At 36.6% G+C, this 19,580-nt stretch carries 17 protein-coding genes and 1 pseudogene; 13 read left to right on the forward strand and 5 right to left on the reverse strand.

All coding sequences use genetic code 11. From position 1 onward, the window contains the following. Positions 1-37 precede the first annotated feature (37 nt). Genes tig through lon form a run of 5 tightly spaced genes read left to right on the forward strand, consistent with a single transcriptional unit; the run spans position 38 to position 6,830 of the window. Positions 38-1,339 carry a trigger factor gene (gene tig, locus AB8525_RS07885; RefSeq protein ID WP_369177248.1) on the forward strand — a complete coding sequence of 434 codons (1,302 nt, stop codon included), beginning with the start codon at positions 38-40 and terminating at the stop codon, positions 1,337-1,339. Next, the gene (gene clpP / locus AB8525_RS07890) at positions 1,339-1,935 is read left to right on the forward strand and encodes an ATP-dependent Clp endopeptidase proteolytic subunit ClpP (protein ID WP_369177250.1); all 597 of its coding nucleotides are present in this window, start codon (positions 1,339-1,341) and stop codon (positions 1,933-1,935) included. Before tig ends, clpP begins: the two co-directional genes overlap by 1 nt. A gap of 3 nt (positions 1,936-1,938) precedes the next feature. Beyond that, positions 1,939-3,195, forward strand: a complete 1,257-nt coding sequence (gene clpX / locus AB8525_RS07895; RefSeq protein WP_369177252.1) for an ATP-dependent Clp protease ATP-binding subunit ClpX — start codon at positions 1,939-1,941, stop codon at positions 3,193-3,195. Between the two features lie 9 nt (positions 3,196-3,204). Continuing rightward, a complete protein-coding gene (gene hflX / locus AB8525_RS07900) occupies positions 3,205-4,530 on the forward strand; it encodes a ribosome rescue GTPase HflX (protein ID WP_369177253.1) in 1,326 nt (441 codons plus the stop codon). After that, complete coding sequence (gene lon, locus AB8525_RS07905) at positions 4,494-6,830, forward strand: endopeptidase La (protein ID WP_369177255.1); 2,337 nt, start codon at positions 4,494-4,496, stop codon at positions 6,828-6,830. Before hflX ends, lon begins: the two co-directional genes overlap by 37 nt. A 72-nt stretch (positions 6,831-6,902) precedes the next feature. Here lon and AB8525_RS07910 read toward each other — a convergent pair whose 3' ends face one another. The 3 genes from AB8525_RS07910 to AB8525_RS07920 all read right to left on the reverse strand — a co-directional run bounded on the left by AB8525_RS07910 (position 6,903) and on the right by AB8525_RS07920 (position 9,329). After that, complete coding sequence (locus AB8525_RS07910) at positions 6,903-7,319, reverse strand: DsrE family protein (RefSeq protein ID WP_369177257.1); 417 nt, start codon at positions 7,317-7,319, stop codon at positions 6,903-6,905. Positions 7,320-7,384: 65 nt separating this feature from the next. Next, positions 7,385-8,620 carry a 16S rRNA (cytosine(967)-C(5))-methyltransferase RsmB gene (rsmB, locus tag AB8525_RS07915; RefSeq protein ID WP_369177258.1) on the reverse strand — a complete coding sequence of 412 codons (1,236 nt, stop codon included), beginning with the start codon at positions 8,618-8,620 and terminating at the stop codon, positions 7,385-7,387. Beyond that, positions 8,610-9,329: a DsbC family protein gene (locus AB8525_RS07920; RefSeq protein ID WP_369177259.1), complete on the reverse strand. Its 720-nt coding sequence runs from the start codon at positions 9,327-9,329 to the stop codon at positions 8,610-8,612. The genes rsmB and AB8525_RS07920 overlap by 11 nt, the downstream gene beginning before the upstream one ends. 65 nt (positions 9,330-9,394) lie before the next feature. On the opposite strand from AB8525_RS07920, the pseudogene AB8525_RS07925 reads away from it, so the two are divergent. Beyond that, a pseudogene (locus AB8525_RS07925) lies at positions 9,395-10,645 on the forward strand (leucyl aminopeptidase); the annotation flags it as partial. 247 nt (positions 10,646-10,892) lie between these two features. On the opposite strand, the gene AB8525_RS07930 reads toward AB8525_RS07925, so the two are convergent. Next, a complete protein-coding gene (locus AB8525_RS07930) occupies positions 10,893-11,675 on the reverse strand; it encodes a thiazole synthase (RefSeq protein WP_369179045.1) in 783 nt (260 codons plus the stop codon). Positions 11,676-12,192: 517 nt separating this feature from the next. Between AB8525_RS07930 and AB8525_RS07935 the strand changes: the two genes are divergently transcribed. From AB8525_RS07935 to AB8525_RS07960, 6 genes are all read left to right on the forward strand, one after another. Further along, positions 12,193-12,984, forward strand: coding sequence for a tyrosine-type recombinase/integrase (locus AB8525_RS07935; protein ID WP_369177260.1), 792 nt, complete (start codon positions 12,193-12,195; stop codon positions 12,982-12,984). Beyond that, positions 12,981-13,376 (forward strand): tyrosine-type recombinase/integrase, encoded by a 396-nt coding sequence (locus AB8525_RS07940; protein WP_369177261.1) that lies wholly within the window; start codon positions 12,981-12,983, stop codon positions 13,374-13,376. Before AB8525_RS07935 ends, AB8525_RS07940 begins: the two co-directional genes overlap by 4 nt. Positions 13,377-13,702: 326 nt before the next feature. Continuing rightward, complete coding sequence (locus AB8525_RS07945; protein ID WP_369177263.1) at positions 13,703-14,155, forward strand: hypothetical protein; 453 nt, start codon at positions 13,703-13,705, stop codon at positions 14,153-14,155. A 314-nt stretch (positions 14,156-14,469) separates the two neighbouring features. Further along, complete coding sequence (locus AB8525_RS07950; RefSeq protein WP_369177265.1) at positions 14,470-14,919, forward strand: hypothetical protein; 450 nt, start codon at positions 14,470-14,472, stop codon at positions 14,917-14,919. A 32-nt stretch (positions 14,920-14,951) separates the two neighbouring features. Further along, positions 14,952-15,557 (forward strand): mobile mystery protein B, encoded by a 606-nt coding sequence (locus AB8525_RS07955; RefSeq protein ID WP_369177266.1) that lies wholly within the window; start codon positions 14,952-14,954, stop codon positions 15,555-15,557. A 41-nt stretch (positions 15,558-15,598) separates the two neighbouring features. Further along, positions 15,599-15,862, forward strand: a complete 264-nt coding sequence (locus AB8525_RS07960) for a hypothetical protein (protein WP_369177268.1) — start codon at positions 15,599-15,601, stop codon at positions 15,860-15,862. Between the two features lie 139 nt (positions 15,863-16,001). Here AB8525_RS07960 and AB8525_RS07965 read toward each other — a convergent pair whose 3' ends face one another. Next, positions 16,002-17,186, reverse strand: a complete 1,185-nt coding sequence (locus AB8525_RS07965) for an IS3 family transposase (RefSeq protein ID WP_369177270.1) — start codon at positions 17,184-17,186, stop codon at positions 16,002-16,004. A 109-nt stretch (positions 17,187-17,295) separates the two neighbouring features. Here AB8525_RS07965 and AB8525_RS07970 point away from each other — a divergent pair, with 109 nt between their 5' ends. Beyond that, positions 17,296-19,578 carry an RND family transporter gene (locus tag AB8525_RS07970; protein ID WP_369177272.1) on the forward strand — a complete coding sequence of 761 codons (2,283 nt, stop codon included), beginning with the start codon at positions 17,296-17,298 and terminating at the stop codon, positions 19,576-19,578. Positions 19,579-19,580 lie beyond the last annotated feature (2 nt).

A 19,580-nucleotide genomic window follows, 5' to 3' on the forward strand; every position in this document is an offset into this window, starting at 1 on the left:
ATCAACCCTTTTTTAAGAATAATATCGGATTTATAAAATGAAAACTTCACTAGAAATATTAAGCGGACTAAAAAGAGCATTGACAGTTGAATTGACAGCTGACTTATTTAAGCAAAAAACAGACGAAGTCCTTAAAGACATCGCCACCAAAGCACAAATTGATGGCTTTAGAAAAGGCAAAGTGCCAATGGCTATTTTGCGTAAGCAATTTGGTGTTCGGGCGAATTCAGATGCGGTTAATAATGTAGTGAATGATACTTTGGTGGACGCATTAACAGACGCAAAAGTTAATCCAGCGTCACGACCAAATATTACTAAAATTGATGCCGAAAATGAAAAAACTTTTTCTTACACAGTTGAGTTCGAAGTATATCCAGAAATTAAAATTGCTGATTTTTCAAAAGTAAAAGTTGAGCAATTAGAGGCTAAAATTACCAAAGCAGATGAAGACAAAACTTTAAAAGGTTTGGCCGATTCAAAGACTGAATTTAAAGCGGTTAAACGCAAATCTAAAGACGGTGACCAGGTGATAATTGACTTTAAAGGCTCGTTAAATGGAGAGGTATTTAAAGGTGGTGTTGCTGCTGATTTTAAAATGGTATTGGGCAAAGGCTCAATGATTGCAGGTTTTGAAGACGGGCTACAAGGTATTTCTGCTGGCGAATCTACTACGCTAAACTTAACTTTCCCAAAAGAATATCATGCGCCACAATTGGCAGGTAAAGAAGTGGTATTTGAGGTGGACATGAAAGAAGTGGCTGCACCGACAGCACCAAAATTAGACGATAAATTTGCAGAAAAATTTGGCGAGAAGACAATGGATGGACTGAGGAAAAGTATGTCAGAGCAAATGGGTGTAGAGCTTAAAACCCGTTTAGCCAACCAAAATAAAGATGCTTTATTTGGTGCATTATTAGAAGTCAATGATTTTGAAGTGCCACAGGCAAGTATTGACCAAGAGGCAAAAGTTCTATTGCAAGATATGCAACAGCGTATGCAGCAACAAGGTATGGCATCCCAAGGTGATATGCCTGCTTCTACTTTTAATCCTGAGGCGGCACGACGCGTTAAATTGGGTTTATTGGTGAATCAAATTGCAACTGAAAATAAGATTGAAGCCACAAAAAAACAATTGGATGCTAAATTAGCAGAAATGGCAGCGTCTTATGGTGAGCAAGCACAGCAAATGATAGATTACTATAATGCAGACCCTTCTAGAATGACTTCTATTGAGTCAATGGTAGTGGAAGAAATGGTGCAAGAAGTGATTTTAAAAAGTGCCAAAGTGACTGCGAAAAAGACAACTTTTGAAGCGGTTACTCAACAAGCCCAAGCATAATGACAATAGAAAACCTCAATCAAATCCCAATGGTGGTGGAGCAATCTGCCCGTGGCGAGCGAGCTTATGATATTTATTCGCGTCTTTTAAAAGAACGCGTTATTTTTATGGTGGGTCCAGTGGAAGACTACATGGCAAATGTCATTGTCGCGCAAATGTTGTTTTTAGAATCTGAAAATCCAGATAAAGACATTCATTTATACATTAATTCCCCAGGTGGTTCGGTTTCTGCGGGGTTGGCAATTTATGACACTATGCAGTTCATCAAGCCCAATGTTTCGACTTTATGTATCGGTCAAGCAGCGAGTATGGGTGCTTTGTTACTAACAGCGGGTGCTAAGGATAAACGCTTTGCACTACCCAATGCAAGAATGATGATTCATCAGCCGCTCGGTGGTTTTTCTGGTCAGGCAAGTGATATTGATATTCACGCCCAAGAGATTCTTAAGGTGAGGGAAAAACTCAATAACATCCTTAAAAAACATACTGGTCAGTCTATCAAAAATATCCAAAAAGACACTGACAGAGATAATTTTATGTCTGCGTCTGAATCAGCAAAATACGGTCTAATCGACAAAGTACTAACAAAACGCTAAATTATGGCAGAGAATACTAAAGAGTTAAATTGTTCATTTTGCGGCAAAGCAAAATCTGATGTTGGGCGCTTAGTTGCAGGCCCTGGCGTCTATATTTGTAACGAATGTATCGAATCTTGCCATGGTTTACTTGAAGAGCAAACTGTTCAAGAGCTAGCTGAAGTACACCAAGATTGGAAATACACACCTAAGCAACTACGCGATTTTTTAAACGAATATGTGATTGGCCAGGACCATGCGAAAAAAGTATTATCCGTTGCGGTTTATAATCATTATAAGCGCTTGCAAACGGGCTATGTTTCCAATGAAGTTGAGTTAGATAAATCCAATATTTTAATGATTGGCCCGACAGGCTCAGGTAAGACATTATTAGCACAAACTTTGGCACGACTTTTAGATGTGCCTTTTACGGTAGCAGATGCGACGACTTTAACCGAAGCAGGCTATGTCGGTGATGATGTTGAAAATGTGATTAAAAGTTTATTGTCAAAATGTGATTTTGATGCTAAGCGTGCAGAACAGGGTATTATTTTTATTGATGAAATTGATAAAATTTCTCGTCGCTCAGATTCCCCATCAATCACTCGTGATGTTTCAGGCGAAGGCGTGCAACAAGCAATGTTGAAATTAATTGAAGGCACAGTCGCTTCCGTGCCACCACAAGGCGGACGCAAACACCCAAATCAAGAAACTATTGATGTTGACACTTCAAAGATTTTATTCATTTGCGGTGGTGCATTTGATGGCTTGGATAAAGTCATCGGCAGACGCGTTGAAAAAGCCACAGGTATTGGATTCTCTGCCAATGTTAAGGATTTGAATAAAGAAAAAACATTGACCGATTTATTCAGTTTAATTGAGCCAGAAGACTTAATCAGTTATGGCTTAATTCCAGAATTGGTCGGTCGGTTACCCGTGCAAACAGCGCTTGGTGAATTAGATGAAAAAGCATTGATACAAATTTTAACCAAGCCAAAAAATTCAGTAGTAAAGCAATTCCAAGAAATATTCTCAATGGAAGGCGTTAAACTAACCTTTGAAAGACCTGCTTTAGTGGCTGTTGCTAAATTGGCAATTAAACGCAAAACGGGGGCTAGGGGATTGCGTTCTATCTTAGAATATTTACTATTAGATACGATGTTTGAATTGCCATCGCTCACCGATGCGATCGAAGTCGTGATTGATAAGGCTGTGGTTGAGAAAACTAAAGAGCCATTGATAGTTTATAAGGTAAAGAAGCAACCTGAAAAGGCTTCTTAACCTACTAAATTGGAATTATTTGATAAACAAAAAAATGCTGTTGGCCAAGGCGAACGCACACTGCTTGTTTATATAGAACTTCCCACCAATCGGCATATTCACAATGGTATGGATGAATTTTTAGAATTGGCAAAATCGTCTGGACTAAATGTCATCAAAAATCTCAAAGTTATTCGCAATAGCGCTAAAGCCAAACACTTTATTGGCTCGGGTAAAGTAGTAGAGTTGGCAGAGTTAGTGAAAGAATTAGAACTAGATTTGGTGATTTTTTCTGCTGAACTTTCCCCTTCGCAAGAACGCAATTTAGAAAAAGACCTTGAATGCCAAGTGATGGATCGCACGGGTTTAATTTTAGATATTTTTTCCCTTAGAGCCAGTTCATTTGAAGGAAAATTACAAGTTGAATTGGCACAACTCAGACACTTATCGACACGACTGGTAAGAGGTTGGACACATCTTGAACGACAAAAGGGTGGTATCGGCTTGAGAGGCCCAGGCGAGACCCAACTAGAAACGGACAAACGCCTGATTTCTGTGCGCATCAAAAATATCATTAAGCGTTTAGATAAAGTCCATAAACAGCGAGATTTGGGGCGTAAAGCCCGTATCAAAAACGAACTACCGATGGTCGCCTTAGCTGGTTATACTAATGCGGGTAAATCCACTCTATTTAATGCGATTACCAAGGCGGAAGTATTTGCTAATGACCAACTTTTTGCCACTTTGGATTCTACGATTAGACGGGTGATATTACCAGCTTCTGGCGAGGCAGTGATTGCCGATACCGTTGGTTTTATTCAAAACTTGCCCCACGATTTAGTGGCTGCTTTTAAATCTACTTTGGAAGAAACCAGTCAGGCGAATGTGGTATTACATATAGTCGATGCGTCCGATGAATACCATAGTGAGAAAATTGAGCAAGTGAATGAAATTATTGCCGATATTGATGCCGATAAAGTGCCCAGTATTTTGGTGATGAATAAAATTGATTGTGTAGAAAATGTTGAACCGAGATTGGACAGAGATGAAAATGGCAAGATTTTCCGTGTGTGGATTTCAGCATACACTGGTGCTGGCATAGAATTACTCTATCAGGCATTAGCTGAACAATTGAGTGGAATGATGACGCATGCCAAAATACAAATTGATGTTAAAAGCGCCTATATTCGTAGTGAAATTCACAATATTGGCTATATCCATAATGAAAAAGTGGATGATTTTGGACAGTGGGTACTTGAAATCAATGTTACTCATCACTATCTATCTAAATTACTAAGTTTAAAAGGTGTTACACTATTATGGGAACAAAAGACACAGCAGATATCATTGATTTAAATCAGCAATTAGTGCCACTATTGCCACTACGGGATGTGGTGGTGTTTCCGCACACAGTAATGCCACTTTTTGTTGGTAGAAAATCATCCGTCAACGCCATTACCCAAGCAATGGGCACAAACAAATTCATCTTTTTAGTTGCCCAAAAAGATGAAAAAACCTCAGACCCAATAAATACCGAATTACACACCGTCGGTACTTTGGCAACCATTTTACAAATGCTAAAACTGCCTGATGGCACAATTAAAGTATTGGTTGAAGGTGTTAAACGCGCTGAAATTAAAGAATTTGTGGAAGCTGAAGGTTATACCGAAGTTAAAGTCAATGAACTCAGCCTTAAAGCAGGCAAAGAAGTCGAAGTAGAAGCGATGATGCGACTGGCATTAGAAAATTTTGAAAAATATATCAAACTCAATAAAAAGATTCCAGAAGAAGTGTTGAATATGCTCAAAGATGTAAGCGATGTTGAACGATTCAGCGATATTATCATTGCCAATTTGGTATTAAAAACTGACGCAAAACAAGAGCTCTTAGGTGGCAATAGTGCACAAGTGAGACTGGATAAAATTTTATCGGCAATTCAAGGAGAAATTGATGTTTTAGGCACTGAGAAAAAAATTCAATCCCGTGTGCGTAAGCAAATGGAGTCCAACCAAAGAGACTATTATTTGAATGAACAAATGAAATCCATTCAAAAAGAATTGGGTCAGGCAGAAGATGAAAATGAAATTGAGGATTTGCAGGTAAGTATTGAAAAAGCAAAAATGCCAAAAGATGCTAAAGAAAAAGCCAAAAGCGAACTCAAGAAACTCTCAAGAATGTCATCACAATCTTCCGATGCCTCCATTATTCGCACTTATATTGAAAATCTATGCGATGTGCCGTGGAAAAAGAAAACTAAGATTAACAATGATTTATCCAAAGCGCAGAAAATTTTGGACGACGACCACTATGGTTTGGACAAAGTCAAAGAGCGTATTCTAGAACATTTAGCGGTGCAAACTCGGGTTACCCACAACAAAGCTAATATTTTATGCTTGGTTGGACCTCCAGGTGTCGGAAAAACCTCGCTCGGCGAATCAATCGCTAGAGCGGTCAATCGAAAATTCGTGCGTATGGCGCTCGGTGGCGTTCGAGATGAAGCGGAAATTCGTGGACACCGTCGTACCTATATCGGTGCAATGCCAGGCTCAATCATTCAAAAAATGCAAAAGGTTAAAGTTAAAAACCCCCTATTTTTACTTGATGAAATTGAAAAAATGGCATCCGACCATCGAGGCGACCCTTCAAGTGCCATGTTAGAAGTCTTAGATCCAGAACAAAATAACACCTTCAACGACCATTACATTGAAGTCGATTATGACCTATCACAAGTAATGTTCGTCGCTACAGCCAACACATTAGACTTGCCACAACCCTTGTTGGATAGAATGGAAATCATTGAATTGGCAGGCTACACCGAAAATGAAAAATTAGAAATTGCCAAACGCCATTTAATCAAAAAAGCAATGGAAAACAACGGTGTTACCGAGCGAGAAATCTTATTCAAAGACTCTGCTATTTTAGATATCATTCGCTATTACACCCGTGAAGCAGGTGTGCGTAATCTCAGCAGAACCATCAGCACCATTTGTCGAAAAATTGTCAAAGAAGTGGTCTTGAAAAAACGCAAAACCAAAGCCACCATCAGCGATAAAAATTTAGAAAAATATCTCGGTGTTCACAAACACCGTTTTGGTTTAGCAGAAGAAAACAACCAAATCGGCGAAGTAACAGGTCTAGCATGGACATCAGTCGGCGGTGATTTGCTTACCATTGAAGCCACTGCTTACAAAGGTAAGGGTAAACTTAACTACACTGGACAACTCGGCGATGTAATGAAAGAATCCATCCAAGCTGCAATGAGCGTAACCCGCACCCGTGCCAAAGAGCTCAACATCGCTGACGACTTTCAGGAAAAACTCGATATTCACATTCATGTCCCCGATGGCTCCACTCCAAAAGATGGACCAAGTGCAGGTGCAGCAATGTGCACCGCCTTAGTTTCCGTACTAACAGGTAAAAAAGTCAAAGCCGATGTTGCCATGACTGGCGAAATCACCCTACGAGGTGAAATCACCCCAATCGGCGGACTCAAGGAAAAAATGCTCGCCGCTTTGCGTGGCGGCATCAAAACTGTTATTATTCCTGATGATAACGAACGAGAACTCTCAGAAGTGCCTGAAAAAATCAAAGGCAAACTTAATGTGATTAAAGTTAAGTGGATTGATGAAGTGTTAGATATTGCATTGGAGAAGTAAAAAAAATAACCAGCTATCTAATAAAATAGGCGCTTAAAGCGCCTATTTTATTAGATAGTTTGCTACTTTTCCTTAAGGTCGAATATATGAATAACCTTGTTGTTGTAGTTCGCCAATTCGGACCACACCAGCAGGTGTTTTATCAACACCATCAGTTAATGTTGGAAAATGACCTTTCTTTTTCTTAAAACCACGCATAGTATTTTGACAGGCACTAAATTTAATATTATTTAACGCCATTCTTTCTACGCGACTAGAGTTTTTATTGTTTGTTGTTAAAATGCCTAAACCTGGACCAAAAGCAACAATTTCAATGTCGACCTTGTCTGCACCACCATAATGCTTTTGTAAGTTAACTGCATTATTAAGTGCAATTTTTTGTGTTCTAGCATCATCTGTACTGACCTGAATGACATATTTTGGATTAGCTGCTTGAACGTTTAATGTTAGCAGTATTAATGTAGTAATACCTAGTAGTATTTTTTTCATGTTCTCCTCCGAGAGTTATAAGAGTTATATAAAATATCCTTTAAATAAAAAAATATTAGGTAATTCTACACCAATTTTTTAAGTATGGCGTAATAAAAGCCATCAAACTCATAACAGGGTATTTGTTGTTTGCCGTGAGTGGTTTTAAGCCCCCAATCAAGCATGATTTTTTCTTCTATTGCATCTGAGTGGTTTTGTAAAAACTGCGCAATTTGAGTTTCATTTTCATTTTTTAGGACGGAGCAAGTGGCATAGAGTAATATGCCACCTGGTTTAAGCATTGTCCATAAATTATTGAGAATGTCTTTTTGTAGAGCAACTAAAACGCTGATATCTTTGGGTTTTCGTAGTAATTTGATATCAGGATGACGACGAATAACGCCAGTGGCCGAACAGGGTGCATCAAGCAAAATTTTGTCGAATAATTTTCCGTCCCACCAATCTTGAGTTTGGGCATTGCCTTGCGTGAGGCTAATGTTGTTGATTTTAAATCTATTGATATTTTCTTGGACGCGTTTTAGGCGGTCATTGCTACTGTCTAGGGCAATAATTTTAGATGTTGGTGCGAGTTCGCTGAGGTGGGTAGTCTTGCCACCAGGAGCACAGCAGGCGTCGAGAATTAAATCGGTATTTTTTGGATTAAGTAAGTGTCCTGCGAGTTGGGCAGAAGCATCTTGGACGAAGCACGAGCCTTCGTCAAAATCAAGAATATCATACACATCCATTGCCTGATTTAAAACTCGTGCTTGCGGTGCAACTGTGATTTTTGTCGCGTCAAGGTTGGCGTCAATATCGTGCTGTGGATGTAGACGAAGTGTCATTGGTGCTTGGGTATTGTTCTGCTTGAATATTTGTTCAAAATCGTTGGGGTAATACTGCTTGATTTTTTTTAATAGCCAAGTTGGGTGTGAATAATGTGTTTGTTTGAGTAGTTTTTCTTTATCGCGTTGAATCTGTCGCAAGATGGCATTCACTAATGGTTTTGCCCATGGTTGTCCAATGGTTTCAGCGATATTCACGGTTTCGAAAATACTGGCGTGTTCGGCAATATTGCTGTGCAAAATTTGGTAAGCACCTAAAATCATCAAGCAGTGAATGTTTAAATCTTCTTTTTCTAATGAGTGTTTGAGTCGTTCAGTGACAATGTCGTTGAGTTGGTGATAAAAACGCAAAGTGCCAAAAACCAAAGATTTTGTCAACGAACTGACATCGTTTGGGTAGGGAAAAGTAGAGAGTGATTTTTTCTTTAAAACAACTGAACAGATTGCATTTAGGGCAATGAGTCGAGTATTATTTTCCAAGTTTCTTCTGGATTTCTTTTAAAAGTTTTTTGGCAGGTAAATAACCAGGTATGTGCGTTCCATCAGCAAGGAAAATAGCGGGTGTACCCTGTATGCCAAGTTGCTTTGCGATTAATAATTGTTTTGCGACTGGGTTTTTACAGTCTTTTGAATTTGGGATTATATTTTTGGTTTTGTAGTCATTCATTGCTTTTACTCTATCGCCTGCACACCAAATTTTTTCCATTTTCCCTTGAGCAGTTGGATGGAGTGATTTGAGTGGCATAGCAAGGTATTTAATGGTGATACCGAGTGCGTTCATTTTCGACATTTGTGCGTGTAATTTTTTGCAGTAGGGGCAATCGACATCAGTAAAGACATGGACACTATATTTTTCATTTTTTGCTTTGAAAATGATTTTATCTTTATCATTAATGGTGCTGATTAATGCTTGTTTAATACCATTAATATGTGAACTTGCTTTTAGTGGTGTGCCTGTTCGTAGGTTGATAATATCACCTTGAATTAAGTATTTACCATCGGCTGAGATGAGTAATGATTTGATTGGATTGTGCAAAATGACTTCATACACGCCATCAAATTTAGTTTTAGAAACATCTTTTTTCTTTATTTCTCCGAAAAAAGGACTAAGACTGTTGACGATATCGACTTTATTGGCAAAGGCAGTATTGATAAATAATACTGAGATAATGAGTAATAATTTAAACATAATAAGTCTGTGTGGAAAATGATAAAATTATACGCATTATTTTATCAAAACAGGTTGTAAAAAAAATGGAATTTAAAATCAATGCGGTTGCTTCACAGACAGATACACAGGTTAATTTTGACAAAACACTTAAATTAAATAAAATCAGTTTTAATAACAATCAACTAAATATCGGTTTGGGCGATAATGCACCGACGGCAAAAATGCTGAAAAAATTGGCAATAACTTTGGCACAAACGGCAAATAAATTTAATTTATCGGCATTATTTTTACCAACACTTGCAGTTGATGATTTTGTTGGGATTATGACGCAGGCAATAGCAAATAATGATTACCAGGTGCAAAAAGTGGATTTAGATATCCCTGAAGTAAATATATTACAGAGCGTGACTTTTGCAGACGGTAAGCAAGATGGTATTGATAAAGGGATGGCGATTGCATCGGGTATGGCACTAACTCGTATGCTAGGTGATATGCCATCGAATGTTTGTACGCCGACTTATTTGGCAGAAACAGCGCAGGGATTAGCCAAGAAATTTGGGCTTAAATGTGAAATATTGGAAGAGGCCGATATGTCGGCATTGGGTATGGGTTCTTTATTGTCAGTGTCTAAAGGCTCGATTGAAGCACCAAAACTCATTAGTTTGAGTTATACAGGTAATGGCGCTGCCAAGCCGATTGTTTTAGTAGGTAAAGGTGTAACTTTTGACTCTGGTGGTATTTCTTTGAAGCCAGGTGCAGGTATGGATGAGATGAAATACGATATGTGTGGTGCAGCAGGTGTGCTCGGCACAATGCATGCAGTGGCAGAGATGAAACTCAAAGTGAATCTGACGATTGTCGTGCCAACGGTTGAAAATATGCCAGCGCATAATGCCTCTAAGCCGGGTGATGTGGTTACTTCGATGTCGGGCAAAACCATCGAGATTTTAAATACCGATGCCGAAGGGCGCTTGATTTTGTGCGATGCACTGACCTATGTTGTAAAATTTAATCCAGAAGTGGTCATTGATACGGCAACGCTAACGGGTGCGGTAATTGTTGCTTTGGGGAAACATCATTGTGGCGTGATGGCAAATGATCAAGATTTAGCTGATGATTTGATTGCAGCAGGTAAAACCGCACTAGACACTGCGTGGCAGTTGCCGTTAGACGATGAATATGATGAGTTATTGAAGTCAAATTTTGCCGATATGGGCAACATTGGTGGGCGTGAAGCAGGCACAGTCACTGCTGCTTGTTTTTTGTCACATTTTACTAAAGATTATCGCTGGGCGCACATTGATATCGCAGGCACAGCATGGATAAGTGGCGCTAAAAAAGGTGCAACAGGTCGTCCAGTGCCGTTATTAACGCAATATATTATGAATCAGATTGTAAGAAGGTAATTAGAGACCTTTGGAGACCTTTGCATAAATATGAATAATCATCAAAACGCCATCTTTCATCAAATTACAAACTTTTTAAAAACACCCTTAGCCCTGCTAGGAGTGGATTTAAAAAATTTCCAATTTAATAAAATCTGACATTTTGCTAGTTATCCCTATTTATGCAAGGTCTCAATTAAATTAAATTCTCCATCGGCGATGAAGCTGAAGCATAAGCTTTTTTTATCATTCGGCCTGCAAGGAAAGATTCACGACCTGCAATAACAGCGTGTTTCATCGCACTTGCCATCAAGATTGGATTTTCAGCATTAGCGATTGCAGAGTTCATCAATACGCCATCACAGCCGAGTTCCATCGCTTTTGCTGCATCACTTGCACAGCCTATACCTGCATCAACGAGTACAGGCACATTGGCGTGTTGTTTGATGAGTTTGATGTTGGCAGGGTTAGTAACACCTTGTCCTGAGCCGATGAGTGAGGCGAGCGGCATTACAGCACAACAGCCGATATTTTCTAATTCTTTAGCAATAATTGGGTCATCGCTGGTATAAACCATTACATCAAAACCGTCATCTACCAAGATTTGTGCAGCGACTAAAGTTTCAACAATGTTCGGGTAAAGTGTTTTTTCATCACCCAATACTTCCAATTTAACCAAGTTATGCCCACCCAATAATTCACGCGCTAATTGACAAGTCCGTACCGCATCTTTGGCAGTGTAACAACCTGCTGTATTTGGCAAAATGGTATATTTTTCTGGTGATACAACATCCAATAAATTGGGCTCATTCACATCTTGTCCGATATTGGTCCGACGAATTGCCACCGTAATAATATCTGCTTCCGCAGCCTCTGTTGCTAATTTAGTCTCATTAAGGTCTTTATACTTGCCCGAGCCAACCAACAAACGAGAGTTGTATATTTTTCCTGCAATTATTAAAGGGGTGTCAGTCATAATAAGATTGGTGTAAATAATCTGAAAATTTTACCTTAAAAAATAGGGTTTTGATACTACTAAGACTCAAGGGTTGTAAATAAAATATGCGGATGGATATGAATCAGTTTTATTCACAACCCCTAACTTTTGTTTGTTATATATTAGTAAGGATATTGAAATAGGGTAAGTATCTTTATAAGTTTTATGCAATTAAAAAAGCACTAGAATTATTACAAGTATTTTTTCTTCTGACAAGGCGAATTTCAGAAATACGAAAGCACATAGAAAAAACTATGTAACTAAGTATTTTTTGAAATTCAACGCAGTCAGAAAAAGACGATGCGTAAAAAGTAATATGGCGGAGAGTGAGAAATCTGAAGCAATGTTTTATGCTGTTTCAGTTTGTCTCAATGTCTACTATTTTTAATTATAAATCAAAGCGTTATAGTTTCAAGCTGTTTCACATGGTTTCTCTCTACTGCAAACAAAGTGGTATACGATTAGTATACATTTTCATCTGATAAAATAAGGAACAATTATGGCAACAAATATAGAAATAAAAAACGCTAAGCCGAAAAATAACGATTATACCATCAATGTAGATGCTGGTTTATCGCTCTTGGTCAAAGCAACAGGAAGCAAATTATGGCGATTCAGATACTCGTTTTTAAAAAAACGCTGTATGGTCTCGCTTGGGAAATATCCGCAAATTTCCATGAAACAGGCAAAAGCCAAACAAAGGGAATATATGGATATGTTGGAGCAAGGTATTAACCCCTCCGCTCACAAGCAAACTCAAAAAATCAAACTAGCAACTGAACGACCTTTTAGAGAGGTTGCGCTTGATTGGCATGCTAAACATTATCAGCATAGCAATGACAGGCATAATAAATTGGTTTTGCGTAGGCTGGAAATATACCTATTCCCTCTTGTTGGTAAAATTCCACTAAAAGATATTGAAGCCCCAATGCTTTTTAATATCATTGAGTCTATTCAAGATTTGGGATATGTTGAAACTGGCAAGTGTGTTAATTCTTGTTGTTCGATGATTTTTCGTTACGGTGTGGCTAAAGGTTACTGTAATCGTGATGTAACTCAGGATTATAGAGGTATGCTTAAAAACTCAAAAACCAAACATATGCCAACCTTGACGGATGAGGACAATATAGGCGAATTGTTGCGGGATATGGACGAATATCACGGTACAATTATAGTTAAATCTGCCTTACTTATATCAGCCTATATTTTTGTTAGACCTAGTGAGCTTGCTAATTCAAAATGGAGTTATATAGATTTTGAAAAATCTGAGTGGCTCCTGCTGAGCTTATGAAAATGAATCAAGAACATTTAATCCCATTTTCTAAACAGGTCAAAAAGTTGTTTGAATTGTTATTACCAATCACAGGGCAAAGTGAGTATATTTTTTCAAGTAGCATACACCAAGAAAAGCCAATGAGTTCAGCCTCAGTCAATGTTGCTCTCAAGCGAATGCAAAATGGTAAATATCATGGTCGTATGGTGGCACACGGTTTTAGAAGTATGGCATCAACCATTCTAAATGAAAACAAATTTAGAGGTGATGTCATTGAAAAACAACTTGCCCACCAAGAGCGTAATAAAGTGCGTGGTGCTTATAATCATGCGCAGTACTTGGAGGAACGCACGGACATGATGCAGTGGTACGCTAATTACTTAGATAAGCTAAAAAATCAAAGTGACTAACACTTCCCTATAAATATATTTTCGAGTGCTTAGAAAATATTGATTAACTCAGTTATTTTCATTCACTAAAAATTATCAATTATTCTTGTTATTTTGAGTATATCGAAATAACTAGAAATACTGATTTAATTGATTATTTCACAATAATTTGCAATATCAGTTTTTTGATTATATTGGTTATTGTGAAATATCTTGTTAATTCAATTAACCCAATAATTATGAAAATCACTGTATACAGCACTAAGTGATCTGCTGGTAAAACCCCGATTGCAACCAATATAGCCCTAGACAGGGGATACGCTATTTGAACTAACGAGCCTTACCATGTGTTTGATGGCTTTATTGCTGATGAGCATTTGTTTTGTCTTGACTTGAATGAGCCATTTCCCGAAGTAGGCAGTGATATTGACATGGTTTTTGATTTGGCTGGTTTAATCTCAAAAACAGCCCTAAGTATCGCTACAGCGATTAAACAGTCTGATGTAGTGCTTGTGCCCATCTACAACGAAGTAAAGGCAATTAAAGCTGGTTTAAACACCATTGCCGAGGTATTGGAGCTTAATAAAAATGTTGTTGTGATTGCGACTAAACTACAAAAGCGTAACAAGAACGATATTTTTACTAATTGGTCAAAATGTGAAGATATGCAAAATATCCAAAATGCAGTGCATTCACAAATCAGCCCAAATATTCCCGTATTGCCTCTTAAATACTCCAGTGTGTTTGATACTATATTTGAGCAAGAAAAATCAATCTCACAACTAATGCAAGCCTCTTGATTGGCAAACTACCAATACAGGGAAGTGAATAAGCAATTTAACGATATTTATCATTTAATCGACACTAAATATGCCAGGTAAAAACGATGTATCCGTATGGAAAGTAAAAAGTAAAAACACACTAATCAATTTAGAAAAATCAGCAACCAACCAAAACAGCCCAGCTTGACGCAAACCCAAGCCAAAGGCTGAAAAACAATCTGAGCTTATTGGTTTGCGTTTTACTATCAGTGAATATGAGCAAATCAAAACAAGGGCTGGACTTATTCCTATAGCCACTTATTTGAAAGATATTTTAAGTAAAACCGAAGTTTTTGAAAAGTAAATTTGATTTTTTAGCCATTTATGACATAATACTAACAACTTACTTGTTAAAATACATCATTATGACTAGATTAGAATTACTCGAACGAGTGCAAAAAAGAAAAAAGCAAATCGGCTTAACGATTGATAATATCGCTAAGCTCTCTCGTCTTGGTAACAGAACGGTTACAAGGTTTTTAGCGGGGGAAGATGTAAAACTCTCTACCGTAGAAAGTGTAACCCACTTACTTGGTCTTGATTTTGCTGGCAATGAAACACTTAGTATTAATGAACTGGAACAAAACAGAGCCAAAGAAAAAGCTATTTATATGGTTTCACTGGTGCAAGATACCTCCTCACTTGAACAGCAAGGCTTAAATGATGAGCAGTTAAATTTGCTGGTGGAACAAGCTAAAAATAGCTTTTTACACCAGCACCAAAAAAGCTTGTGGGTTAACTAATTCAATTTTTAACGCTTAATTATATTTGACCAATGGATGATAAAACCAAAATTGCTGATGCTACTTATGGGAGTGATTTATCAGGTTTAAAACTGGATAAAAACAAAACCTACGGCACCAATGAAATTTATTTTTTAGAGGCTCAAAACATTCTAAAAGCCAGTCTTGATTATTTGGGAGGTGTGCTAGATAAAAAATCAGCGTCTTTTGATACTGATTTTTTCTTGAAACTGCATAAGGAAATGTTTGGCGATGTATGGGACTGGGCTGGAAAGGTAAGGATAGTTGAGCTTAATTTTGGGGTTAAAGCTTATCTTGTTAGCATTGAGCTTAAAAAACTAGCCGATGATTTAGATTTTTGGCAGTCGAATAAAAGTTTTAACCCAATAGAAATAGCAACAAGGCTACATCATAGAGCAGTGGTTATTCACCCATTTTTAAATGGTAATGGTAGGTGGTCTAGGATGCTTGCCAATATTTATTTAAAGCAAAATGGCTTGTCAGCAACTGGATGGAATGAAAATTTACTTGCTAAAGAAAATATCCATAGAGATGATTATATTCAAGCTTTAAAACAGGCTGATAATGGTGATTATGAAGGGCTTATAAAAATGCAGGGTAATTTGGTTGATGAATAATTTTATAAAAAATAAGTTTGTATTTTAAAAAAGGAGAGTAAATGTATTGCTATATTATTTCAGAGGGTAAATACGAAATAGAACATATATTTTTTGGGGCAACAAAAGATGAGGTTGTTGAAAAAGCTAGACCGATGATTAACGAGTGGTGGGAATATAAAGCAATGAATAATGAAGAAATTATTGATTTTGCTGAAAATGATGAGACGGAATTTGACTTAGTGAAAATTAAAGGCAAATTGCCAAAAGAAGATATATCCAAAGAAGAATTAGTGATTATTTACAATTCTCGGCATAATGGATAAATGACTTTAAAATAACAAAAACTCCCTTTCGGGAGTTTTTAAGTTTCAAAACCAACAACACTAAAAATCAAAACCAAGCTGAATATTACATTACCCCAAAACCTCAAACAACTTTCTAAATTTTCTTATATAGCAAACCCTAAGAAGCCCTCTTCTTTTTCTGATTCAATTTTATACTTTCTTGATACACATCCATTGGTTTTTTATATTTCAATGTTTCATGGAATCTTTGGTGATTATAAAACTCAATATAATCATCTACATCCGTGGTTAACTCACTGATAGTTTGGTATTCGTTTAAATAAATCCTTTCACATTTAGCACTTCTCCAGAAGCGTTCAATGCAGATATTATCTGTGGCTCTGCCTTTGTCGTCCATTGAGATAGTAATACCCAGTTTTTTGAGTCGCTTGGTGTGCACCTCACTGGTGTATTGACTGCCTTGATCGGTATTAAATATCTCTGGGTGCGGGTATTTTTCTAAAGCATCGTTGAGTACGCTCATCACTAACTGTGAATCCATTGTGTTGGATATTCTGTGTGATAAAACAGCCTTGGAATGCCAATCAATAATAGCAGCCATATACACCATACCTCCCGCAATCTTAATGTAGGTGATGTCTGTACTCCAAACTTGATTAGCGTGGTTAATACCAAGACCTCGAAGCTTATAACTGTATTTTTTATGTGCTTTGATTGGTATGGCTGTATTAACCTGTTTAACCGCTAACACCGCTTTTAACCCCAACGCTTGGCGATAACGAGCCACTGTGTTTAAACTTACCTTGTAACCGTCTTCAAGTAGTTGTTGATGCACTTTTTTCTCACCGTAAATAGGTATTTGTTCAAACACCTTGGTGATATGAGATTTAATTTTATCTTTACGCACATTGGTACGCGGTGTGTAATATAAGCCACTCCTGTTAATGCTCAACAGTTGGCATTGTTGATTAATTGATAAAGGTTGTGTTGCAGATGTTGAAGACGGCTTGAAGTCAACTAATTGTTTAAGATTAGATAAGCCCAAGCTTTTTAGCTTTTTTGCTAACCATTCCTTCTCTACGGTTACCTTGCCTACCAGAGCTGTTAAGCGCTCATTTTGTTTTTGTGATTTAACAAGCTCTTCTTTGTATTCTTTAACCGCCTTGGATGGCTCCATGGCAATTTCAGCATTAGCAAGGAAGGTTTTCTTCCAGTTTTGTAGGTTTTGTGGAAGGATGTTATGCTTGCTAGCAATCTGCACCAAGGTGCTTTCATTTTGTAATAACTCAAGCACTAATTTTGTTTTAAATGCTGAGGTGTATTTGGTTCGTTTTTTACTCATTTTTTTACTCCGATTTTTTTGTTTAGTTTAACGGGTTTGAAATAAGAAAGTTTAGATTGTTGTCTGAAATTGTTGGGGTTTTATAAAGTTATAGAGTATAATAAAACATATGATACTCAATCAATACATGGTTTTTTTAAATAAATATAGCCGAATTATCGCTATCACAATACCTTTTATCGTTTTTTTATTAAGTTTGAATTTATTAAGCCTTACAATTGATGGGAGTTACAGGGTTTGGTTTGAAAAAGATTCTAAAATTTTACTAAATTATGACCTAATGAGAGAAGAGTTTGGTAATGATATTGGTGTTATAGTAGCTTTTAAGGATGAAAGTGGTATTTTCAATAAAAAACCTTTAAAAAGTATAGAAAGCTTAACTAAAAAACTTGCGACCATTCCTCATATAGAGAAGGTTGACTCCTTAGTGAACTATCAACATGTCCATTTAAGTCACTTAGATGAAGATAATATTTTAGTAAATAATTTTATTCAAAACATTAACTCTTTAAGTGTAAAAAAATTAGAAGAACTAAAAAAAATTTCTTTAAAAACAAAAGGCATGCTGAATTCGTTTATTTCTAAAGATGCAAAAACTACGATAATTTTCGCAAAATTAACCCCTAATGCCAATGAAGGAAGGGATGTTAGTGGGGTAATAATGCAAAAAATAATGTCGTTAATTAGAGAGGAGCATAGAAAAACAGGTTACTCGTATTGGTTAAATGGAGGACCAGTAATGACACAAGCATTTATCAATGTGGCAGGAAGGGATACTACATTGTTGGTTCCCTTAAGTTTTCTTTTTGTCGCCGCTCTTCTAGCTTTTTTATTTAAAAATATAAGTGGCATTCTAATACCAATATGTGTAGTAATTCTTACTATATTAATGGTGTTTGTAATGCAGTTGTTATTCGGATTTAAATTAAATAATTTTACTGTAAGTATCCCTATTTTTATTATGGCTATAGGCATAGCTGATTCTATACATATATTTACTATTTGGATTCAAGAAAGAAAAAGTGGGTTGGATAATTTGAACGCCGTAAAAAAGACGTTAGACAAGAATTTTTTACCCATATTTTTAACATCATTAACAACATCTATTGGATTCTTAACTCTTTATGTTTCAAGCATAGCGCCTATAAAAACTTTAGGACTAGCAATTGCAACAGGAGCCTTGTTTGCTTTTATGCTGTCTATAATTTGGATACCTGCAATGTTGCTCACATTAAACATAAACATTAAACAAAAAACAAAAAACAATTTAAAACACTCAAACAATAGTTATGGCGTATTTATAGTAAGGTACGATAAAATAATCGTATTTTTCTTTATTTTTTTAGTGGGGGTGATGTCAATAGGAGCATCTAAATTAAAAATAGACTCAAACCTAATAAACCTTTTTGATAAAGAAGTAGAAATTAGGCAATCTGCAGAATTTATTATGGAAAATATAACAGGACCAATGTCGTATAGTATAGTTTTGGATAGCAAGAAGCAAGATGGGGTAAATGAACCAAATTTTCTAAAAAATATTGAAAGATTTTATCGGGACTATCAAAGTGCATTTCCAAAAGACATAAGGCACATTGATTCACTTTTAGATATCGTTAAAGAATACAATATTCTTTTAAATGGTCAGGACCAAATTCCAGATGACAAAGATCTAGTGGCACAATATTTGTTATTACATGAGATTTCATCTGAACAAGGAGCGGGGTTAACAGGAAAGGTAGATTTTAAAAGACAAAAATTCCTGATTAATGTTTCGACTAACATTGTTAATACAAGTAAAGATTTGGAAATGATTAATTTTGTTAAAAAATGGTGGTCTAATACTGGGTATGGTGTAGATATAACAGGGCAAACAGCTATGAATGCTTTTTTGCAAAAAGATGTTTCTAAAACTCTTATCTATTCTTTTTTTCTAACCCTGTCCTTTGTTTCTTTTATCATGTTGGCGGTACTTAAAGACATGAGAAAGCTTTGGATTTTACTAGTGCCAAACATTATACCGGTAGTTTTAATTGCCGGATTGCTTGGATGGCTTGGGATACCTATTGATATGGGGATAGCAATATCTGGGGCAATCATTATCGGGTTATCAGTTGATGATACTATACATTTTTTATTAAAATATTTTGATGCACAAAAAAGAAAAAGAAAATTAATTGATAGTTTTAATGAAGTTTATTTATATGCAGGCAAAGCTATTATATTTACTACATTCATTTTAGCCTTGTCTTTTTCTGTATTCTTTTTAAGTGTTTTTACCCCAAATCAAAATTTCGCTATTGTAACTATAAGCGCCCTTATTTTTGCACTAATAACAGACCTGCTTTTTTTGCCGGCGCTTATTTCTTTTACAACACAAATTAAAAAAAAATAACT

The sequence above is a fragment of the Candidatus Thiodubiliella endoseptemdiera genome (genome assembly GCF_964212635.1).
Lineage (GTDB): Bacteria > Pseudomonadota > Gammaproteobacteria > PS1 > Pseudothioglobaceae > Thiodubiliella > Thiodubiliella endoseptemdiera.